16 protein-coding genes and 1 tRNA gene are annotated in these 17,961 nt (G+C 68.6%); 14 read left to right on the top strand and 3 right to left on the bottom strand.

What is annotated here, in order from left to right; translation table 11 throughout:
- Positions 1-2: 2 nt before the first annotated feature.
- The 7 genes from fdxH (at position 3) to selD (ending at position 7,347) form a co-directional block, all read left to right on the top strand.
- On the top strand, positions 3-920 hold the full coding sequence (gene fdxH, locus LZ605_RS19570) for a formate dehydrogenase subunit beta (RefSeq protein WP_249842977.1): 918 nt from the start codon (positions 3-5) through the stop codon (positions 918-920).
- Complete coding sequence (locus LZ605_RS19565) at positions 917-1,564, top strand: formate dehydrogenase subunit gamma (protein ID WP_249842976.1); 648 nt, start codon at positions 917-919, stop codon at positions 1,562-1,564. The genes fdxH and LZ605_RS19565 overlap by 4 nt, the downstream gene beginning before the upstream one ends.
- A gap of 234 nt (positions 1,565-1,798) precedes the next feature.
- Positions 1,799-2,782 (top strand): formate dehydrogenase accessory protein FdhE, encoded by a 984-nt coding sequence (gene fdhE, locus LZ605_RS19560; protein ID WP_249842975.1) that lies wholly within the window; start codon positions 1,799-1,801, stop codon positions 2,780-2,782.
- A 4-nt stretch (positions 2,783-2,786) separates the two neighbouring features.
- Positions 2,787-4,211 (top strand): L-seryl-tRNA(Sec) selenium transferase, encoded by a 1,425-nt coding sequence (gene selA, locus LZ605_RS19555; RefSeq protein ID WP_249842974.1) that lies wholly within the window; start codon positions 2,787-2,789, stop codon positions 4,209-4,211.
- Positions 4,208-6,121: a selenocysteine-specific translation elongation factor gene (gene selB, locus LZ605_RS19550; protein ID WP_249842973.1), complete on the top strand. Its 1,914-nt coding sequence runs from the start codon at positions 4,208-4,210 to the stop codon at positions 6,119-6,121. Before selA ends, selB begins: the two co-directional genes overlap by 4 nt.
- A gap of 24 nt (positions 6,122-6,145) precedes the next feature.
- Positions 6,146-6,241, top strand: a tRNA-Sec gene (locus LZ605_RS19545).
- A 26-nt stretch (positions 6,242-6,267) separates the two neighbouring features.
- Positions 6,268-7,347 (top strand): selenide, water dikinase SelD, encoded by a 1,080-nt coding sequence (selD, locus tag LZ605_RS19540; RefSeq protein ID WP_249842972.1) that lies wholly within the window; start codon positions 6,268-6,270, stop codon positions 7,345-7,347.
- Positions 7,348-7,382: 35 nt separating this feature from the next.
- Here the strand turns inward: selD and LZ605_RS19535 are convergent, their stop codons facing one another.
- On the bottom strand, positions 7,383-8,243 hold the full coding sequence (locus LZ605_RS19535; protein ID WP_057498412.1) for a YicC/YloC family endoribonuclease: 861 nt from the start codon (positions 8,241-8,243) through the stop codon (positions 7,383-7,385).
- Between the two features lie 124 nt (positions 8,244-8,367).
- On the opposite strand from LZ605_RS19535, the gene rph reads away from it, so the two are divergent.
- The 7 genes from rph (at position 8,368) to pepQ (ending at position 15,554) form a co-directional block, all read left to right on the top strand.
- A complete protein-coding gene (gene rph, locus LZ605_RS19530; protein ID WP_249842971.1) occupies positions 8,368-9,093 on the top strand; it encodes a ribonuclease PH in 726 nt (241 codons plus the stop codon).
- Positions 9,090-9,479, top strand: a complete 390-nt coding sequence (locus LZ605_RS19525) for a VOC family protein (RefSeq protein ID WP_249842970.1) — start codon at positions 9,090-9,092, stop codon at positions 9,477-9,479. Before rph ends, LZ605_RS19525 begins: the two co-directional genes overlap by 4 nt.
- Positions 9,476-10,072 (top strand): RdgB/HAM1 family non-canonical purine NTP pyrophosphatase, encoded by a 597-nt coding sequence (gene rdgB / locus LZ605_RS19520; protein ID WP_249842969.1) that lies wholly within the window; start codon positions 9,476-9,478, stop codon positions 10,070-10,072. Before LZ605_RS19525 ends, rdgB begins: the two co-directional genes overlap by 4 nt.
- Positions 10,073-10,128: 56 nt before the next feature.
- Entirely contained in the window at positions 10,129-11,355 is a 1,227-nt protein-coding gene (gene hemW, locus LZ605_RS19515; RefSeq protein WP_249842968.1) for a radical SAM family heme chaperone HemW, read from the top strand.
- Positions 11,356-11,499: 144 nt separating this feature from the next.
- On the top strand, positions 11,500-13,779 hold the full coding sequence (locus LZ605_RS19510) for a DUF1631 family protein (protein ID WP_249842967.1): 2,280 nt from the start codon (positions 11,500-11,502) through the stop codon (positions 13,777-13,779).
- Between the two features lie 5 nt (positions 13,780-13,784).
- Positions 13,785-14,147: a PilZ domain-containing protein gene (locus LZ605_RS19505; protein WP_057498843.1), complete on the top strand. Its 363-nt coding sequence runs from the start codon at positions 13,785-13,787 to the stop codon at positions 14,145-14,147.
- A 75-nt stretch (positions 14,148-14,222) separates the two neighbouring features.
- On the top strand, positions 14,223-15,554 hold the full coding sequence (pepQ, locus tag LZ605_RS19500; protein ID WP_249842966.1) for a Xaa-Pro dipeptidase: 1,332 nt from the start codon (positions 14,223-14,225) through the stop codon (positions 15,552-15,554).
- A 488-nt stretch (positions 15,555-16,042) separates the two neighbouring features.
- Here the strand turns inward: pepQ and LZ605_RS19495 are convergent, their stop codons facing one another.
- Both LZ605_RS19495 and LZ605_RS19490 read right to left on the bottom strand, forming a co-directional pair.
- Positions 16,043-17,371, bottom strand: coding sequence for an aminopeptidase P N-terminal domain-containing protein (locus LZ605_RS19495; RefSeq protein ID WP_249842965.1), 1,329 nt, complete (start codon positions 17,369-17,371; stop codon positions 16,043-16,045).
- Positions 17,371-17,919 carry a UPF0149 family protein gene (locus LZ605_RS19490; RefSeq protein ID WP_249842964.1) on the bottom strand — a complete coding sequence of 183 codons (549 nt, stop codon included), beginning with the start codon at positions 17,917-17,919 and terminating at the stop codon, positions 17,371-17,373. Before LZ605_RS19490 ends, LZ605_RS19495 begins: the two co-directional genes overlap by 1 nt.
- Positions 17,920-17,961: the final 42 nt, after the last annotated feature.

Raw genomic sequence — 17,961 nt, 5'->3', positions numbered from 1 at the left:
CCATGTCACTGCAATCGCTGGACATCATCCGCCGCTCGGCCACCACCACGCCCTCGCCACAGGCGCGCAGCGCGCACACCGGCCAGGTCGCCAAGCTGATCGACGTGAGCAAATGCATCGGCTGCAAGGCCTGCCAGGTCGCCTGCATGGAGTGGAACGACCTGCGCGACGAGGTCGGCAGCTGCGTCGGCAGCTATGACAACCCACCAGACCTGAGCGACCAGTCGTGGACGGTGATGAAGTTCCGCGAGTACGAGGACGAGAAGGGCAAGCTGGAGTGGCTGATCCGCAAGGAAGGCTGCATGCACTGCAGCGATCCGGGCTGCCTGAAGGCCTGCCCGTCACCCGGCGCGATCATCCAGTACGCCAACGGCATCGTCGATTTCCAGGAGGAGCACTGCATCGGCTGCGGCTACTGCGTGACCGGTTGCCCGTTCGACGTGCCGCGCATTTCCAAGAAGGACCACAAGGCCTACAAGTGCACGCTGTGCTCGGACCGGGTGGCGGTGGGCCAGGAACCGGCCTGCGTGAAGACCTGCCCGACCGGCGCGATCACCTTCGGCAGCAAGCAGGCGATGACCGAGCATGCCGCCGGCCGCGTCGAAGACCTGAAATCGCGCGGTTACGAGAACGCTGGCCTGTACGACCCGCAGGGCGTCGGCGGCACCCACGTGATGTACGTGCTGCAGCACGTGGACAAGCCCGAGCTGTACGCCGACCTGCCCAAGGACCCGCGGATCAGCCCGATGGTGGAGATCTGGAAGGGCGTGGCCAAGCCGCTGGGCGTGCTGGCGATCGCCGCCACTGCCTTTGCCGGCTTCCTGCATTACATCGGCATCGGCCGCAATACGGTCAATGACGAGGAAGAAGAGGAAGCCGAGCACGAGGCGAAGACCATCGACGAGGAGCAGCGGCCATGAAGTACGCACCGCACCCGCGACAGATCATCCGCTACCGCGCGCCGACCCGCATCAACCACTGGATCGTGGCGATCTGCTTCGTGCTGACGGCACTGTCCGGACTGGCATTGTTCCACCCTGCCCTGTTCCCGCTCACCCAGCTGTTCGGCGGCGGACCGTGGACGCGCATCCTGCACCCGTTCGTCGGGCTGGCCATGGTGGTGGGCTTTGCCTTGCTGGCCCTGCGCATGTGGCGCGACAACCTGCCGACCGCCGACGACCGCGCGTGGCTGCGCGGCATGCGCGATGTGCTGCGCAACGAAGACGAGCGGCTGCCACCGGTGGGCCGTTTCAATGCCGGGCAGAAGCTGCTGTTCTGGGCCATCATCGGCTGCCTGTCGGCGCTGCTGCTGACCGGCTTTGTGATCTGGCGGCAGTACTTCAGCCACTTCTTCCCGATCGGGGTGATCCGCTTCTCGGTGCTTGCGCACGCGCTGTTCGGCTGGGTACTGATCTGCGCGATCGTGGTGCACATCTATGCGGCGATCTGGATCAAGGGCTCGGTGCGGGCGATGACCCAGGGCAAGGTGACCTACGGCTGGGCGTACAAGCACCACCGGCAGTGGTTCCGCGACATCCTGCGCGGGCGCCGGGAACAGGGTTAGCAGCAGGGCCTGCGGCCCTGCACCCGCTTCAAGCCAAGGCAACAGCAGCTATCGGTGGGATGGCGAGGTCTGATGGTGGGTGCCGACCGTTGGTCGGCACTGATCGAATCCCGACCAACGGTCGGGATCCACCTCTGTAGAGTCGAGCCACGCTCGACTGCTTTGACATTGGCACGCTGGACGCCAGCGCCGACAACGGCGAGGATGGAGCCTGGTTCTTCCGGCTGGCCCTGCATGGCGCAACGCATCCTTGAACCCGGTGAGATCGAGACGCTCGCCTCGCGCGACGTCCCCCGCATCATCCTGCCCGATCCAGCATCGCTGTTCACCGATCGCGCGGCGCGCCTGCGCAGCCTGGCCGTCCACAGTGCCATCGGCGGTTACCTGCAGCTGCTGGCGGCGCTGGCCGATGCCCAGCAGGCACTGCTGGATGAAGTGACACCGCAGCGGCGCGAGGCATTGCAGGCGCAGGCGCGCGCGCAACAGTCAAGCGCCGCTGCCGGTGCCGGCATGCCGTTGCGGCCGGCCAACACGCTTCAGCTCGATGATGGCTGGCGTGACTGGCTGCGCATGCTGTGCCAGCACTGCGCCGACGAAGCCGGGCTGCCGGCAGAAACACGGCAGGAGCTGCAGCGTGTCGCCGCCGCCGATGACCGCTGGCTCGATGCACAGGCCCATGCGGTGCTGGAGCGTGATGACGCACCGTCGGTGGATGCAGTGGCTGCGTTGCTGGTGATGAATGCATTGCAGGTGTACTGGGCCGTGCTGGCCGCCAGCTTCCGCGCCACCGACCTGAAACCACTGGCCGACGCACCCGGCCTGTGCCCGCTGTGCGGCACCCTGCCGGTGGCCAGCATGGTGCAGGCACGCCCGCCCTACGCGTCCTACCGATACCTGTCATGCTCGCTGTGCGCCTGCCAGTGGCACTACGTGCGTGTGCAGTGCAGCCAGTGTGGCGCCGCCGGCAAGGACATCGCCTATCGCGCGCTGGCCGATGTGGACGGTGACAGCGGCGAGGCTGTGCGTGAGAGCGCGGTTCGCGCCGAGACCTGCGACCACTGCCACAGCTACCGCAAGATCCTGTATCTGGAGAAGGACCCGCAGCTGGACCCGGTGGCCGACGATCTGGCGACGCTGGCGCTGGATATCCTGCTGGGCGAGGAAGGCTACGCGCGTGCCAGCCAGAACCCGCTGCTGTGGCAGGCCGACGGCGACTGAACCGATGCCACGCACCCGCCCTGCCCCGGCATCCTCGGCTGCGCTGCCTTCGCTGGATCGGCTGCTGCGCCTGCCGGCGCTGTCGGCACTGATCGAAGGCCACGGCCGCAGCCGCATCACCCAACTGCTGCGCTCGCAGGTGCAGACGCTGCGCGAACGCATCAGCGCCGGTGCGCTTTCGGCCGAGCATCTGCAGCAGGCAACCGAGGGCCCGGCACTGGTTGCGGCGCTCGAGGCGGTACTGGCTACCGATGCCCGCCAGAGCCTGCAGCCGATGTTCAACCTGACCGGCACCGTGCTGCATACCAACCTGGGTCGCGCCCTGCTGCCGGAGATCGCGGTGCACGCGGTCACCCGCGCAATGACCGCGCCGGTCGATCTGGAGTTCGACCTCGACCGCGGTCGCCGTGGTGACCGCGATGCGCGGGTGCAGGCACTGATCTGCGAACTCACCGGCGCTGAAGCCGCCACCGTGGTCAACAACAATGCCGCGGCGGTGTTGCTGCTGCTCAACAGCCTGGCCAACCGCCGCGAGGTGGTGGTGTCACGCGGTGAACTGGTGGAGATCGGCGGTGCCTTCCGTATCCCCGATGTGATGCGCAGCGCCGGTGCACGGCTGCGCGAAGTGGGCACCACCAACCGTACCCACCCGGCCGATTTCGCCGGCGCCATCAACGCGCGTACCGCGCTGCTGATGGAGGTACATGCCAGCAACTACGCCATCACCGGGTTCACTGCCAAGGTCGACACTGCGGCGATGGCCACCATTGCCCACGGGCACGGCCTGCCGCTGGTGGTGGATCTGGGCAGTGGCAGCCTGTGCGACCTGGCCGCCTTCGGCCTGCCATCCGAACCGACGGTGCAGGACGCGCTGGCCGCCGGTGCCGATCTGGTCTCGTTCAGCGGCGACAAGCTGCTGGGCGGGCCGCAGGCGGGCATCATCGCCGGCCGCGCCGACCTGATCGCACGGATCAACCGCAACCCGCTCAAGCGCGCACTGCGAATGGACAAGATGAGCCTGGCTGCACTGGAAGCGGTGCTGGCGCTGTACCGCGAACCTGAGTACCTGGCGCAGCGCCTGCCGACCCTGCGTACGCTGGCGCGCACGCAGCAGGACATCGATGCGCAGGCACAACGCCTGCTGCCGCCGATGCGGTCCGCGATGACGGACGACTACCGCATCGAAGCGGCGCCAATGCACAGCCAGATCGGCAGCGGCGCGCAGCCGCTGGCGCAGCTGGCCAGCGCGGGATTGCGCATCACCTGTACGCGTCGCGGGGGACTGGACCGTTTCGCCAAGCACCTGCGCCAACTGCCGCAGCCGGTTCTGGGGCGCATTGCCGATGACGCACTGTGGCTGGATCTGCGCTGTCTGGAGGACGCAGACGAAGCCGATTTCCTCGCCCAGTGGAGCGCGCTGCAGGCATGATCGTCGGCACGGCCGGGCACATCGACCATGGCAAGACCCGCCTGGTACGCGCATTGACCGGCATCGAGACCGATCGCCTGCCGGAGGAACGCACGCGCGGCATTTCCATTGAGCTTGGTTACGCCTATGTGCCGGTCGATGCGACCGCCACACTGGGCTTCGTCGACGTCCCCGGCCATGAGCGCTTCGTGCACACCATGGTAGCCGGCGCCACTGGCATCGACGTTGCCCTGCTGGTGGTCGCCGCCGACGACGGCGTGATGCCGCAGACCCGCGAGCACCTGGCGATCCTGCAGTTGCTGGGCGTGGATCGCGGCGCGGTGGCACTGACCAAGATCGACCGGGTGGATGTGGCGCGCATTGCCCAGGTGGAGATCCAGATTGCGGCACTGCTGGCGCGTACGTCACTGCAGGATGCACCCGTGTTCGCCTGCAACAGCCTGGATGCCGATGATGCGGGTGTCGCGGCACTGCGCTCCCACCTGCACGCGTGGGCCGCCGGCACCGACAGCGCGCACCCGGCTGAACGGCAAGGCGAACTGTTCCGCATGCCGGTGGACCGCGTGTTCTCGCTGGCGGGCCACGGCACGCTGGTGACCGGTGCGGTGCATGGCGGTGTGACCGGCGTCGGTGCACACCTGCAGCTGATGCCGGCCGGCAACGAGGTTCGCGTACGCAGCATCCATGCACAGAACCAGGCCAGTGAACAGGCCATGGCGGGGCAACGCTGCGCATTGAACCTGGCCTCCATCGCCCGCGATGCGATCGACCGCGGCGACTGGATCGCCGATCCGCGCGCACTGCTGGCCACCACCCGCGTCGATGTGCGCCTGCGGCTGCCTGCGCTGGCGGCGCCGTTGCGCGATTGGGCACCGTTGCACATCCATTGGGGCACGATGCACCGGCAGGCCCGCGTGGTGCTGCTGGAACACGACGATCACGGCAATGGGCAGCTCGTGCAGCTGGTGTTCGATACGCCAGTCTGCGCGATGTGCGGCGATCGCTTCATTGCCCGTGATTCAGCCGCCACCCGCACGCTGGGTGGTGGCATCGTGCTCGATCCGGATCCGCCACAACGGCGCCGGCGCAGCCCGGCGCGACTGGCCTGGCTGGGGGCGCTGGAGCAGCTGGCGGCCGGCGCCGGCAGCGGCCCGCTGCTGCAGCAGGCGCCCGCCGGTGTTTCCCTCGCCGCCCTGCAACGCTACTGCCGGCGTGCGATCGAGCAGATTGAACTGCCCGAGGACGCACGGCGCATCGCGACCCGCCAAGACACCGTCATCATTCTTGCCGCGCACTGGCAGGCGCTGCGCGATCAGGTGGTCAGCTCGCTGCGCGATTGGCATGAACGGCGCCCGGACGAGCCCGGTGTCGACAGCGGCCGCCTGCAGCGCAGCACCCTGCCCGCTCTGGCGGTGAGCCTCTGGAACGCGCTGCTGCAGGACCTGCTCGACGATGGCAGCGTGCAGCGCGTGGGCGCCTGGTGGCGCCTGCCCGGGCACGACCATGCGCCACCGGAGCGCGAACGCCTGCTGCTGCAACGGGTGCTGCCTCGGCTGCATGCCGGCGGCTTCGATCCGCCCTGGGTGCGTACCGTGGCCACTGATCTCGGCCTCGCCGAGGATGAGCTGCGCGCTGTCCTGCGCCGGGCGGCGGCACGCGGCGACCTGTTCCAGATCGTGCCGGACCTGTTCTATGCACCGGCGCGTATCGCCGAGCTGGCTGCCATCCTCGCGCAGCTGTCACATGCCACCGGCACTGTGGACGCGGCGGCGTTCCGCGATGCCATCGGCCTGGGTCGCAAGCGCAGCATCCAGATCTTGGAGTTCTTCAATCGCGTTGGCTACACTCGACGCGTCGGTGACCACCATCGGCCGCGCGGCGACCTGCAGTGGAACGCCCCGCACGGTTGAGCGCAGCGGCATCGCCGTACTTTCGGAAGGCATGCGCATCCGGGCATGCGGCTGGGCTTCAAACCCAGTAGGGGGCGTCGATCGCTCCCTGGTAGGTTCGACTCCTGCTGCCTTCCGCCATTCGTGTTTCCGCAGGAGATGCCGGCATGGCCACGCATGCGCAGTCCCCCACCGCTTCCACGGCCGAGGCCCCGCCGCGATTGACCTCGCTGGCCCATGGCGGCGGCTGCGGCTGCAAGATCGCACCGGGCGTGCTGTCTGGACTGCTGCGCGGTGTTCCAGCACTTCCCGCACCGGCTGAACTGCTGGTCGGCCGTGAGACCAGCGATGACGCAGCGGTGTACCGGCTGAACGACGACCAGGCGATCGTCGCCACCACCGACTTCTTCATGCCGATCGTCGATGACCCGTTCGACTTCGGCCGCATCGCCGCCACCAACGCGCTGTCGGACCTGTACGCGATGGGTGCGCGCCCGTTGTTCGCGCTGGCCATCGTCGGCATGCCGATCAACACGCTGCCGCAGGACACCATCCGCGGCATCCTGCAGGGCGGGGAACGCGCCTGCGCCGACGCCGGCATCGTGGTCGCCGGCGGCCACAGCATCGACGCGGTGGAACCCATCTACGGCCTGGCCGCGATCGGTGTGCTCGATCCGCAGCGGCTCAAGCGCAATGCCGATGCCCGCGCCGGCGATGTGCTGGTGCTGGGCAAGCCGTTGGGCGTGGGCGTGTACTCGTCGGCGCTGAAGAAGGAACGGCTCGATGCCGAGGGCTATCGGCAGATGCTTGATTCGACCACACGGCTCAACACCGTCGGCGTGCCGCTGGCGGCACTGGACGGCGTGCACGCGATGACCGACGTCACCGGCTTCGGCCTGCTCGGGCACCTGCTGGAAGTGTGTCGCGCCAGTGGTGTTTCCGCCGACGTGGACAGTGCCCAGGTGCCGCTGCTGCCTCAGACCCTGGAGTTGCTGCAGCGCGGCTGCGTAACCGGCGCCTCCAGCCGCAACTGGGCCTCGTATGGCGCCGAGGTTCGCTTCGCCGATGGCCTGGCCGCCCATTGGCAGCCGCTGCTGACCGACCCGCAGACCAGCGGCGGCCTGCTGGTGTCGTGCGCCCCGGAGGCGGTGGATGCGGTGCTGGCCTGCTTCCACGAAGCGGGGTTCGGCCAGGCGGCCGTGGTCGGGCGGTTGAGCGAAGGAACGCCGGGCGTCCGCGTGGCCTGAAGCGAGGAAGGGCGCCCCAAGGCGCCCCTCCAGCATCACTCGATGTTCTGCACCTGCTCGCGGATCTGGTCGATCAGAACCTTCAGCTCCACCGCGGCATTGGAGGTACGGCTGTCCACCGACTTCGAGCCCAGTGTGTTGGCTTCGCGGTTGAACTCCTGCAGCAGGAAGTCCAGGCGGCGGCCGACCGGCTCGCGCTGCTTGAGCACGCGGCGGATCTCGGCGATGTGACTGCCGAGGCGGTCCAGTTCTTCATCCACATCCAGCTTCTGCAGCCACAGCACCAGCTCCTGCTCGGCGCGGCCGGGATCGACCGGGTGCGGCAGATCGGCCAGGCGGGCGGCCAGCTTGGCGCGCTGGCCGTCGCGAATTGCCGGAATCAGCGTGCGCACTTCGGTGGCGATGCGCTCGATGCCGTCCACGCGCTCGGCGATGGCGGCGGCCAGCTTGCCGCCTTCGCGTTCACGCGCCTCGATGAAGCCATCCAGCACCTGGTCCATCAGGGCCAGGGCCTCGGCCTGCAGGGCGGGCGCATCGGTGGCCTCGCCGCGGGTCACGCCCGGCAGCTGCAGCAGATCGGTGAAGCTGACCTGCAGGTTGGGGAAATCGGAGGTCAGGCGGTGCGCCAGACGCCCCAGCTGGCCCAGCAGCGCCTCGTCCACCTGCAGGTTGGCAGCGGCCTCCGGTGCGCGCAGGCGCATCACCAGATCCAGCTTGCCGCGGCTCAGGCGCGCGGCGATGCGCTCGCGCAGCTGCGGCTCCAGCGCCCGCAGTTCCTCGGGCAGGCGGGTGCCGACCTCCAGGAAACGGTGGTTGACCGAGCGCAGCTCGCAGCCCAGCGTGCCCCACGGGGTGACGCGCTCGCCGCCGGCATAGGCGGTCATGCTTCGAATCATGGAATGTGTCCGGTGCGTGCAAAGGGGGAATGGTACCCTAGCGCCCTCACCAGAGCCCCCTTGCCCGCCCCGTGAAGGCCGCGGGCATGGCGGCGTACTCCCCTGCCCTTACGGAACCCGCACCATGTCCGATTCCCGCCCCAGCGGCCGCCAGCCCGACCAGCTCCGCCCGGTCGTCATCCAACGCGGCTTCACCCGCCACGCCGAAGGTTCGGTGCTGGTGTGCTTCGGTGAAACCCGCGTGCTGTGCACCGCCAGCGTCGAGAACCGCGTGCCGGGCTTCCTGCGTGGCAAGGGCGAAGGCTGGGTGACCGCCGAGTACGGCATGCTGCCGCGCGCCACCGACACCCGCAGCGACCGTGAAGCGACCCGCGGCAAGCAGGGTGGCCGCACGCTGGAAATCCAGCGCCTGATTGGCCGCAGCCTGCGCGCCTGCGTGGACCGCAATGCGCTGGGCGAACGCACCATCACCCTCGACTGCGACGTGCTGCAGGCCGACGGTGGCACCCGCACCGCCGCCATCACCGGCGCCTACGTGGCCCTGGTCGATGCGGTGAACGTGCTGATCAAGCGCGGCGAGATCAAGCGCAACCCGATCCTCGGCGCAGTGGCCGCCGTGTCGGTGGGCGTGTACCGAGGCGCTCCGGTGCTGGACCTGGACTACGCCGAAGACAGCGACTGCGACACCGACATGAACGTGGTGATGAACGACGGCGGCGGCTTCATCGAGCTGCAGGGCACCGCTGAAGGCCACGCCTTCCGTCGCGACGAGCTGGACGCACTGCTGGGCCTGGCCGAAAAGGGCGTGACCGAACTGCTGGCCGCACAGCAGGCGGCGCTGTCGGCATGAACCGCCGGATCGCCCTGACCACCCTGGTGGTGGCCGACTATGACGAAGCGATCGCCTGGTACACCGGCAAGCTCGGCTTCACGCTGCTGGAAGACATCGACCAGGGCACCAAGCGTTGGGTCGTGGTCGGCCCAACCGATGGCAGCGCAGCCGCCCTGCTGCTGGCACGCGCCAGCAACGACGAGCAGCGCAGCCGCATCGGCAACCAGACCGGTGGCCGTGTCGGCTTCTTCCTCAACACCGACGATTTCCACCGCGACCACGCCGCGATGCTGGCCGCCGGTGTCGAATTCCTGGAAGCGCCGCGCGAAGAACCCTACGCGACGGTCGCGGTGTTCCGCGATCTGTATGGCAACACCTGGGACCTGCTGGAGCCCCGCACATGAAGAAACTGGTACTGGCCAGCCACAACGCCGGCAAGCTGGTGGAGATGCAGGAGATCCTGGCCGACCTGCCCCTGCAGATCACCTCGGCCGCCGAGCTGGGCTTGGGTGATGTCGAGGAAACCGGCCTGACCTTCGTCGAAAACGCGCTGCTGAAGGCCCGCGCGGCCTGCGAAGCGACCGGCCTGCCGGCGCTGGCCGATGATTCGGGTTTGATCGTCGATGCCCTCGGCGGCGCACCGGGCCTGTACAGCGCGCGCTATGCCGGCCACCCGACCAATGCCGCAGCCAACAACGCCAAGCTGCTCGATGCCATGGCCGAGGTCCCCGATGGCCAGCGCAGCGCGCGCTTCTATGCGGTCATCGTGCTGCTGCGCCACGCCACCGACCCGCAGCCGCTGATCTGCGAAGGCCGTTGGGAAGGCCAGATCATCCGCGAGCTGCGCGGCACGAATGGTTTCGGCTACAACCCGGTGTTTCTGGACACCACCCACGGCCTGACCGCCGCGGAAATGGAGCCGGCACTGAAGAACGCCATCAGCCACCGTGCCCTCGCCCTGCAGCAGCTCAAGCAGCAGCTGGCGACGCTGTACTGACGCCACCTGATCGAACCAGGGAAGCCGGCCTGCGGCCGGCACTACCGATGAAGCCCATGCCGCACGCCCACGACCACTGCAACCACCTGCCCGGCGAAGCCTGCTCCGCTGACCACGACACGCCGCCGCGGCTGGTGCCGCCACCGCTGTCGCTGTACGTGCACCTGCCGTGGTGTGTGCGCAAATGCCCGTACTGCGACTTCAATTCGCACCAGGCCAAGGGCGAGCTGCCGTTCGACGCCTACATCGATGCCCTGCTGCGCGACCTGGACCAGGATCTGCCGCTGGTCTGGGGCCGGGTGGTGCATAGTGTGTTCTTCGGCGGCGGTACGCCCAGCCTGTTCCCGCCCGAAGCGATCGACCGCTTCCTGCAGCAGGCCAGCGCACGCCTGCGCTTCGCGCCGAATGCCGAGATCACCCTGGAAACCAACCCGGGCACCGCCGAGCACGGCCGCTTCGACCGTTACCGCGCAGCCGGCGTGAACCGCCTCAGCTTCGGCATCCAGAGTTTCGACGACGCGATGCTCAAGCGCCTGGGGCGCATCCACGACAGCGGCGAAGCCGAGCGCGCAGTGAAGATGGCGCAGGACGCGGGCTACGACAACTTCAACATCGACCTGATGTACGCGCTGCCGGAACAGACCCTGGCCGGCGCCGAGGCCGACCTGGAGCGTGCGTTCGCGCTGCAGCCGGCGCACATCTCGCACTACCAGCTCACGCTGGAGCCGAACACGGTGTTCTTCGCACGGCCGCCGCAGGGCATTCCCGATGAAGACAACGCCTGGGACATGCAGGAACACTGCCAGGCGCTGCTGGCCCAGGCCGGCTTCGGCCAGTACGAGGTCAGCGCCTATGCCCGCCCCGGCCGGCAGAGCGCGCACAACCTGAACTACTGGCGCTTTGGCGATTACCTGGGCATCGGTGCCGGCGCGCACGGCAAGATCAGTTCCGGCGCCGAGGAACACGTGCTGCGGCGCTGGAAGCTGAAGCACCCGCAGGCTTACCTGGACAGCGCCGGCACCCCGGCCTCGTTCGGCGGCGACGACGTGATCGCGCCCGCGCGACTGCCGTTCGAGTACATGCTGAATCTGCTGCGCCTGCACGAAGGCTTCAGCCTGCGCGATTTCGAGTCGCGTACCGGCCTGCCACGCGGCGTGCTCGACGCAGCGCTGGCCGAGGCTGTTCAGCGCGAGTGGCTGGAGGTGACCGACGGCCACGTACAGCCGACCGAACTGGGCCGCCGCTTCACCAACGATGTGGTGAGCCTGTTCCTGGAGGAATAAGGCCTCCGCCGTAACGGGTAGTGCCGGCCGCTGGCCGGCAATCGCGCATCCGGACCGTTCACGTTCACCCTAAAGTAGCGCCGGCATCGGCCGACACGGTAGATTCACCAGATCGATCCGCGGGAATCCGGGTACCGCCTGCCGATGTCAGCTGTCTTCTCCCTTACCTCCGCCGACAAGAACCGCCTGGCCGCCGCCGAGCTGCCACCGCGGGTGCGCGATCTGCTGGGCGCGCTGATCGGCCTGTGCCGGCAGGCACTGGCCGCGCCCCTGATCCTGACCGTCGAAGCATTGGAACAGACCCTGCTGCACGATGCCGACCGCGCCCGCAATCCGGCGCAGCAGGCCGACCTTATGGCCCAGCGCGGCCAGCTGCATGCCTTTGCCGGCCACTTCCCGGATCGCGTGCTGGATGCCCTGGCCGAGTCGCTGGCACGGCTGCGCGAACCGGCCAGTGCCGGCGCGCCTGCCACGCCCGCGCCGGCCCTGCCAGGCATGCAGGGCCTGTCGCTGGTCGCCGAGCACGACGTGGATCGCGACCTGCTGCTGACCGAAATGGTACGGCGCGAAACCCAGCGCTCGACCAACGCGCTGAATCTGCTGGGACAACGCCTGGGCGTGCTGGCCGCCGCACCGGCATTCGAAACGGACACCCTGCCGCTGGCACCGCAGGCGCTGTGCCTGATCGTGCGCCGGCTGGCCGAACAGGATGCGCTTGGCGCGGAGATCCAGCTGGCGCTGTACCGCAGCTTCGAGCGCCAGGTGCTGGAGCGCCTGGGCGACGTACTGGATCGCGCCAACGCCCTGCTGGCCCAGCACGGCATCCTGCCGGGGCTGGTCTACACCCCTTATCTGGCGCGCTCCTCCAGCACACGGCGGATCATCACCCAGTCGGTGGGCGGCGGTCGCGCCACGCAGCCGGCCCGGCAAGCGGCCGCACCGCTGACCGGTTGGAACGGCTCCGCCCCCGCCGGCTCGTGGTCGCATCTGGTACAGGACACCGTCAACGACGCTGGCAGTGCCGCTGTCGTCGGCCTGACTGCCTCCACCGGCGGTGCCCTGCATGAGCTGCTGCAGCAGGCCCGCCACGCAGCCGCCGCCCCGGTTGAAACCGGCGCCGTCCCCAGCGCCGCCGTCGACGCGGTGCTCGCTCGCCTGCAGGCCCAGTCCAGTGCCGCCACCGGCGTGGCCGACCTGCAGGCAGCGGTGGTCGCCCAGCTGCGCAGCGAGCATGGCGCCCAGGCCCAGCTGGGCAGCCACGACCGCGACAACCTCGACCTGCTGCGCATGCTCATGCAGCAGGTGCAGCAGCGGCAGCGCCCCGACCCGGTACCGGCCGCCCTGCTGGCGCGCCTGCAGGTTCCGCTGGCCCGCGCGGCAATGGCCGACCCCGGCTTCTTCGTGCGCGACGAGCACCCCGCGCGCGAGCTGCTCAACCAGATCGCCGAAGTCGGTGCGCACTGGCTGGCCGACGATGACGTCGACCCACAGCTGCTGCAACGCATGGCGCAGAGCGTGCAGGGCCTGCTCGCCCAGGATGCCCGATCACCGGACGCATTCGCCGCTGCCAACGAAGACGTGCAGCAGCACCAGCGCGCCGCAGCGCACCGCGCCGAGCTGGCTGAGCGCCGCCATGTCGAAGCGGCCCGCGGCAAGGAACGCCTGGAGCTGGCACGCCGCCAGGCCAATGCACAGATCGACCAGTGCTGTGATGCACAGCAGCCCCCCCGTTTCGTGCAGTCCCTGCTGCGCCAGGCCTGGGCCGATGCGCTGACCCTGACCCGCCTGCGGCATGGCGACGATTCGCCGCAATGGCAGGAGCGCCTGCAACAGACCGAACGCATTGCGGCGGTCACCGCCCAGGCCGTCGATGCCGCCGATGGCACCGATGCCACGCTGGCCGCCGATGTGGAAGCCGCACTGGTCCAGGTCGGGTACCACGCCGAGGAGGCGGCCGCCGTTGCACGGCGCCTGGCCACACCCGGCGGCGAAGACGAAACGACCTCACGCACCGAACTCAGTGCCCGCCTGAAAGCGCGTGCGCGCCTGGGCGAGCACGCCGCAGGTACTGACAATGCCGCAGCCCCACCACCGCTTCCCCGCAGCAGTGCGGAAGAGGCGGCCTACCAGCAGCTTTCCAGCCTGCCGTTCGGCAGCTGGTTCGATATCGACAGCGGCGACGGCAGCGTGCGACGGCAGCGCCTGTCCTGGTACAGCCTCCTGACCGGCCATGCCCTGTTCGTCAATCCGCGCGGACAGAAGATCGCCGAGACCGACCTGGACACGCTGGCGCGGCAGCTCAGCGCCGGCCACGCACAGCTGGTGACCGAAGACCGTGGCCGGCTGGTGGACCGTGCCTGGCAGGCCAGCCTTAGCGCCCTGCGCGCGCTGGCTGGCGGCCGCCGCAAGGAGACGCACGCATGAACCCGCTGCCACAGGACACCCGTCGCGCCCCGCGCCGCCAGGTCTCGGATCTGGTGCCGGTCACCGACCAGATGCGCGACTGCGTGGTGGGCCGGCTTGGCAATGTTTCCGAGACCGGCATGCTGATGCTGGCCAGTACGCCATTGCGCGAGGACGCGCTGTACCAGCTGCGCTTCCCGCTGCCGATGGGCGACGGTCGCCATGAAGCCATCGACGTGGGCGTGCACCTGCTGTGGAGCGAACCGGCACATGCGCCGGGTCAAAGCTGGACCGGCTTCCGCTTCCTCACCCTGTCGCGCGAGCATCGGCAGCTGCTGCGCCAATGGGTGGGCGAGGACAGCGACGAAGGGCCGCTTTCGACGGCCTGAGTGCCGGTTCCGGCACAGCGGTTTTTCGCGGTATGCGGCAGAATCTAGGGCCGTTTTCCGTGTCGAGCCACCGCAATGATCCAGCAAGACCCCGGCGCCCTGTATCCCGACCACCTGGCCGTGCTGTGCCGACGCGCCGAACAGGCGCTGGCCCGCGGCGGCTTCGATCACCTGGTGGTGCCCAGCGGCACCCTGCACTACCAGGTGTTCGACGATCGCGATTATCCGTATGCGGTGAACCCGCAGTTCAAGGCCTGGCTGCCGCTCACCCGCGTGCCCAACAGCTGGATCGTGTTCACCCCGGGCAGGCGCCCCGCGGTGATCTTCCACCAGCCCTTCGACTACTGGCACGTGGTGCCGGACGCGCCCAGCGGCTGGTGGGTGGACCACTTCGACATCCACATCATCCGCAAGCCCGAAGAGGCGCTGGCGCTGCTGCCGGCCGATCCGGCGCGCTGCGCGATCCTCGGCGAGCCGCAGAGTGCGCTGGGCGCCTTCGTGCCCAACAACCCGGCGCCGGTGGTGAACTACCTGGAATGGCACCGTGGCAGCAAGACGCCGTATGAAATCGCACTGATGCGCCAGGCACAGGTGCTGGGTGTGCGCGGCCACCGCGCCGCCGAGGCCGCCTTCCGCAATGGCGCCGACGAGTTCAGCATCCACATGGCGTACTGCCAGGCCGTGGGCCAGGATGCCAACGAACTGCCGTACGGCAACATCGTCGCACTGAACGAACACGCCGCCGTGCTGCATTACACCGAACTGGGCCGCAAGGCGCCGCAGCCGCTGCGCAGCTTCCTGATCGACGCCGGCGCCAGCGCTCACGGTTACGCCAGCGACATCACCCGCACCTATGCCGCACAGGGTCACGACGAATTTGCTGCGATGATCGCCGCCGTCGATGCCGCCCAGCAGCAGATATGCGCCGCGGTGCGCCCGGGCTTCGACTACAAGCAGCTGCATGTGGATGCACATCTTTCGCTGATGGGCGTGCTGAAGGACTTCGGCGTGATCAACGTCTCGCCGCAGACCGCGCTGGAAACCGGCGTCAGCGCCGCGTTCTTCCCGCACGGTATCGGCCACCTGATCGGCCTGCAGGTGCATGACGTGGCGGGCTTTGCGGCCAGCGACGTAGGAGGCCGCATCGAGCGCCCCGCCGGCCACCCCTATCTGCGCCTGACCCGCGTGCTGGAGCCGGGCATGGTGGTGACCATCGAACCGGGCCTGTACTTCATCGACATGCTGTTGAACGAAGTGAAGGACGCCGGCCATGGCGATGCGGTCAACTGGGACCGCGTGGACTTCTTCCGTCCGTATGGCGGCATCCGCATCGAGGACGAAGTGCTGTGCACCGACGGCGAAGCGGACAACCTGACCCGGCCGGAGTTTGCAGCGGCCAACGGCTGAGCCCCTCGTGGTTTGACGCTGAATTCAAAATGCCGCGCTTGGCGGGGCGGGGTGGGTTCGGGGGACGCCGTGAACCCATCCATGGGGGCTTGGCCGCGGCATCCATGCCGCGGACACCCCCGCGAACCCACCCCGCCCCACCTCTGACAGTTTCCGTGCGCGTCCAACCACGGAAAAGAAAAAGAAAAGCAGAAGCGGGTCGCTTGCTGCGCTCGCTCTGTGTCGACCAAGGTCCACACCTACCAACGGCCGCGCGTGCCAACAGCCTTCGTTACCAACAGCCGCGTGAACCTGTCGAAGGCGGGGCACTGTGGGTTTGCGGGGTGTGAGCCGCATGGACGCGGCGACCAAGCCTACAGGGACGTACTTGCGGCGTCCCCGCAAACCCACAGTGCCCCGCCATCCCACGGATAGCCGCTCTTGCTTTGGCCGTTGCCGTTGCTTCGGCTTGTAGCGGGTGCAGGGCTGCAAGCCCTGCAGAAAACCCCCTACTCCGCCATCACCGCTTCGATCTCGTCGGCGCTGCGCGCCAGCCCTTCGGTCAGCACCCGATGGCCATCATCGGTGATCAGCACATCATCCTCGGTGCGGATGCCGATACCGCGCCAGCGCGGCTCCACCGTCGTGTCATCCACGCCGATGTACAGCCCCGGCTCGATGGTGAAGGCCATGCCCGGCTCCAGCAGACGCGAATCACCGGCCAGGCGGTAATCGCCCACGTCGTGCACGTCCATGCCGATCCAGTGCCCGGTCTTGTGCCGGTAGAAGCGCTGGTACAGGCCTTCGGACAGGTTCTTTTCCAGTGTTCCCTTCAGCAGGCCCAGCCGCAGCAGGCCTTCGGTCAGGGTCTGCACCGCGGCCAAGTGACCAGCCTCATACGGCACGCCCGGCTTGGCCTGGCCCAGCGCCGCGGCCTGCGCGTCACCGACCAGATCGTGCAGCGCGCGCTGTTCGGCACTGAAGCGGCCGTTCACCGGGAAGGTGCGGGTGATGTCACTGGCGTAGCCGCGGTACTCGGCGCCGGCGTCGATCAGCACCAGCTCGCCGTCGCGGGAACGTGCGTTGTTGTCGCGGTAATGCAGGATGCAGCCGTTGCGGCCGGCGCCGACGATACTGCAATAGGCCGGCACGGCATCATTGGCGCGGAACACGCGTTCCAGCTCGGCCTGCAGTTCGTACTCGTGGATACCCGACCTGGCCGCTTTCATCGCCGCCAGGTGGGCGCGCACGCTGATCTGCGCGGCATGGTGCATCAGCACCACTTCCGCACCGGACTTGAACAGGCGCTGCTCGTGCAGCAGGTGGCCCAGTTCGAGGAATTCATGCGGTGGCTGCGCGCCGTGACGCACCTGCGAACGCACGCGGTTGACCCAGCCGATCAGCTTCAGGTCGAAGTCGGCATCGCGGCCGAAGTGGTAGTAGACGCGCGAGCGCCCTTCCAGCAGGCCGGGCAGGATGTCGTCCAGATCGTCGATCGGGTAGGCATCGTCCATGCCGTACTGCGCCACCGCACCTTCCTGGCCGGCACGGCTGCCGTCCCAGGCCTCGCGCTCGGCATCGCGCTCGCGGCAGAACAGGATGGCCTCGCCGTGGCGACGGCCCGGGATCAGCACCAGCACGGCTTCCGGCTCCGGGAAACCGCTCAGGTACTGGAAGTCCGAATCCTGCCGGAACGGATAGTGGGTATCGAGGCTGCGCACCTTCTCGGCCGCGGCCGGCAGCACCAGGATCGCGTCCTCACCGGCCATGTCCATCAGCTGGCGGCGGCGACGCTTGTACTCGCCGGCCGCAATGCCGGTGCGCTGCTTGAGATCCATCAGTTCAGGCGCTGCCGATGGCGCGAGGCCAGCACCACGTCGCCGTGCAGCAGCAGCACTGCCACGCGGATGAATTCCTCGATTTCCGACAGCGCTTCGTCATCGTCATCGCCACCGGCCTCGAAATCCTCGCTGGAGGCACGGGCCAGGCTGGCCATGTCGGTCAGCGCTTCTTCGCCCTCTTCGGACAGGGTCGGGCGGCGGCCGCCGCTGCCCAGGCCGAAACCGCCCAGGAAGGAACGGGTCCAGCTGAACATGGCATCGGCCTGCGCGGACACATCATCGCTGTCGGTCAGCAGCAGCTCGAAAGCGAAGTCGCGGTCTTCCAGCTGCTTGATGGTGGCCTGCTGCAGCTGCCCCAGCACGCTGTCGGCGGCCACCGGCGGCAGGTTGTCGTCGGCCAGCACGCGCGCCGGCCAATCATTGCCGGGGGCGCCGCCGGCGGCCAGCCAGCCGCACAGCGCACCGTGCAGTTCGGCAGCGGTGGCGCCCAGGCCCAGTTCCTGGCTGGCGCGGGAAACGTCGTCGACGGAGGGAAGTTCGGTCATCGTGCGGCTCGTTCGGAAAGGAAACCCGGAGCGCGCACGCGC

The organism is Stenotrophomonas maltophilia (genome assembly GCF_023518235.1).
GTDB lineage: Bacteria > Pseudomonadota > Gammaproteobacteria > Xanthomonadales > Xanthomonadaceae > Stenotrophomonas.
This window is presented reverse-complemented; position numbering and strand designations above follow the sequence as displayed.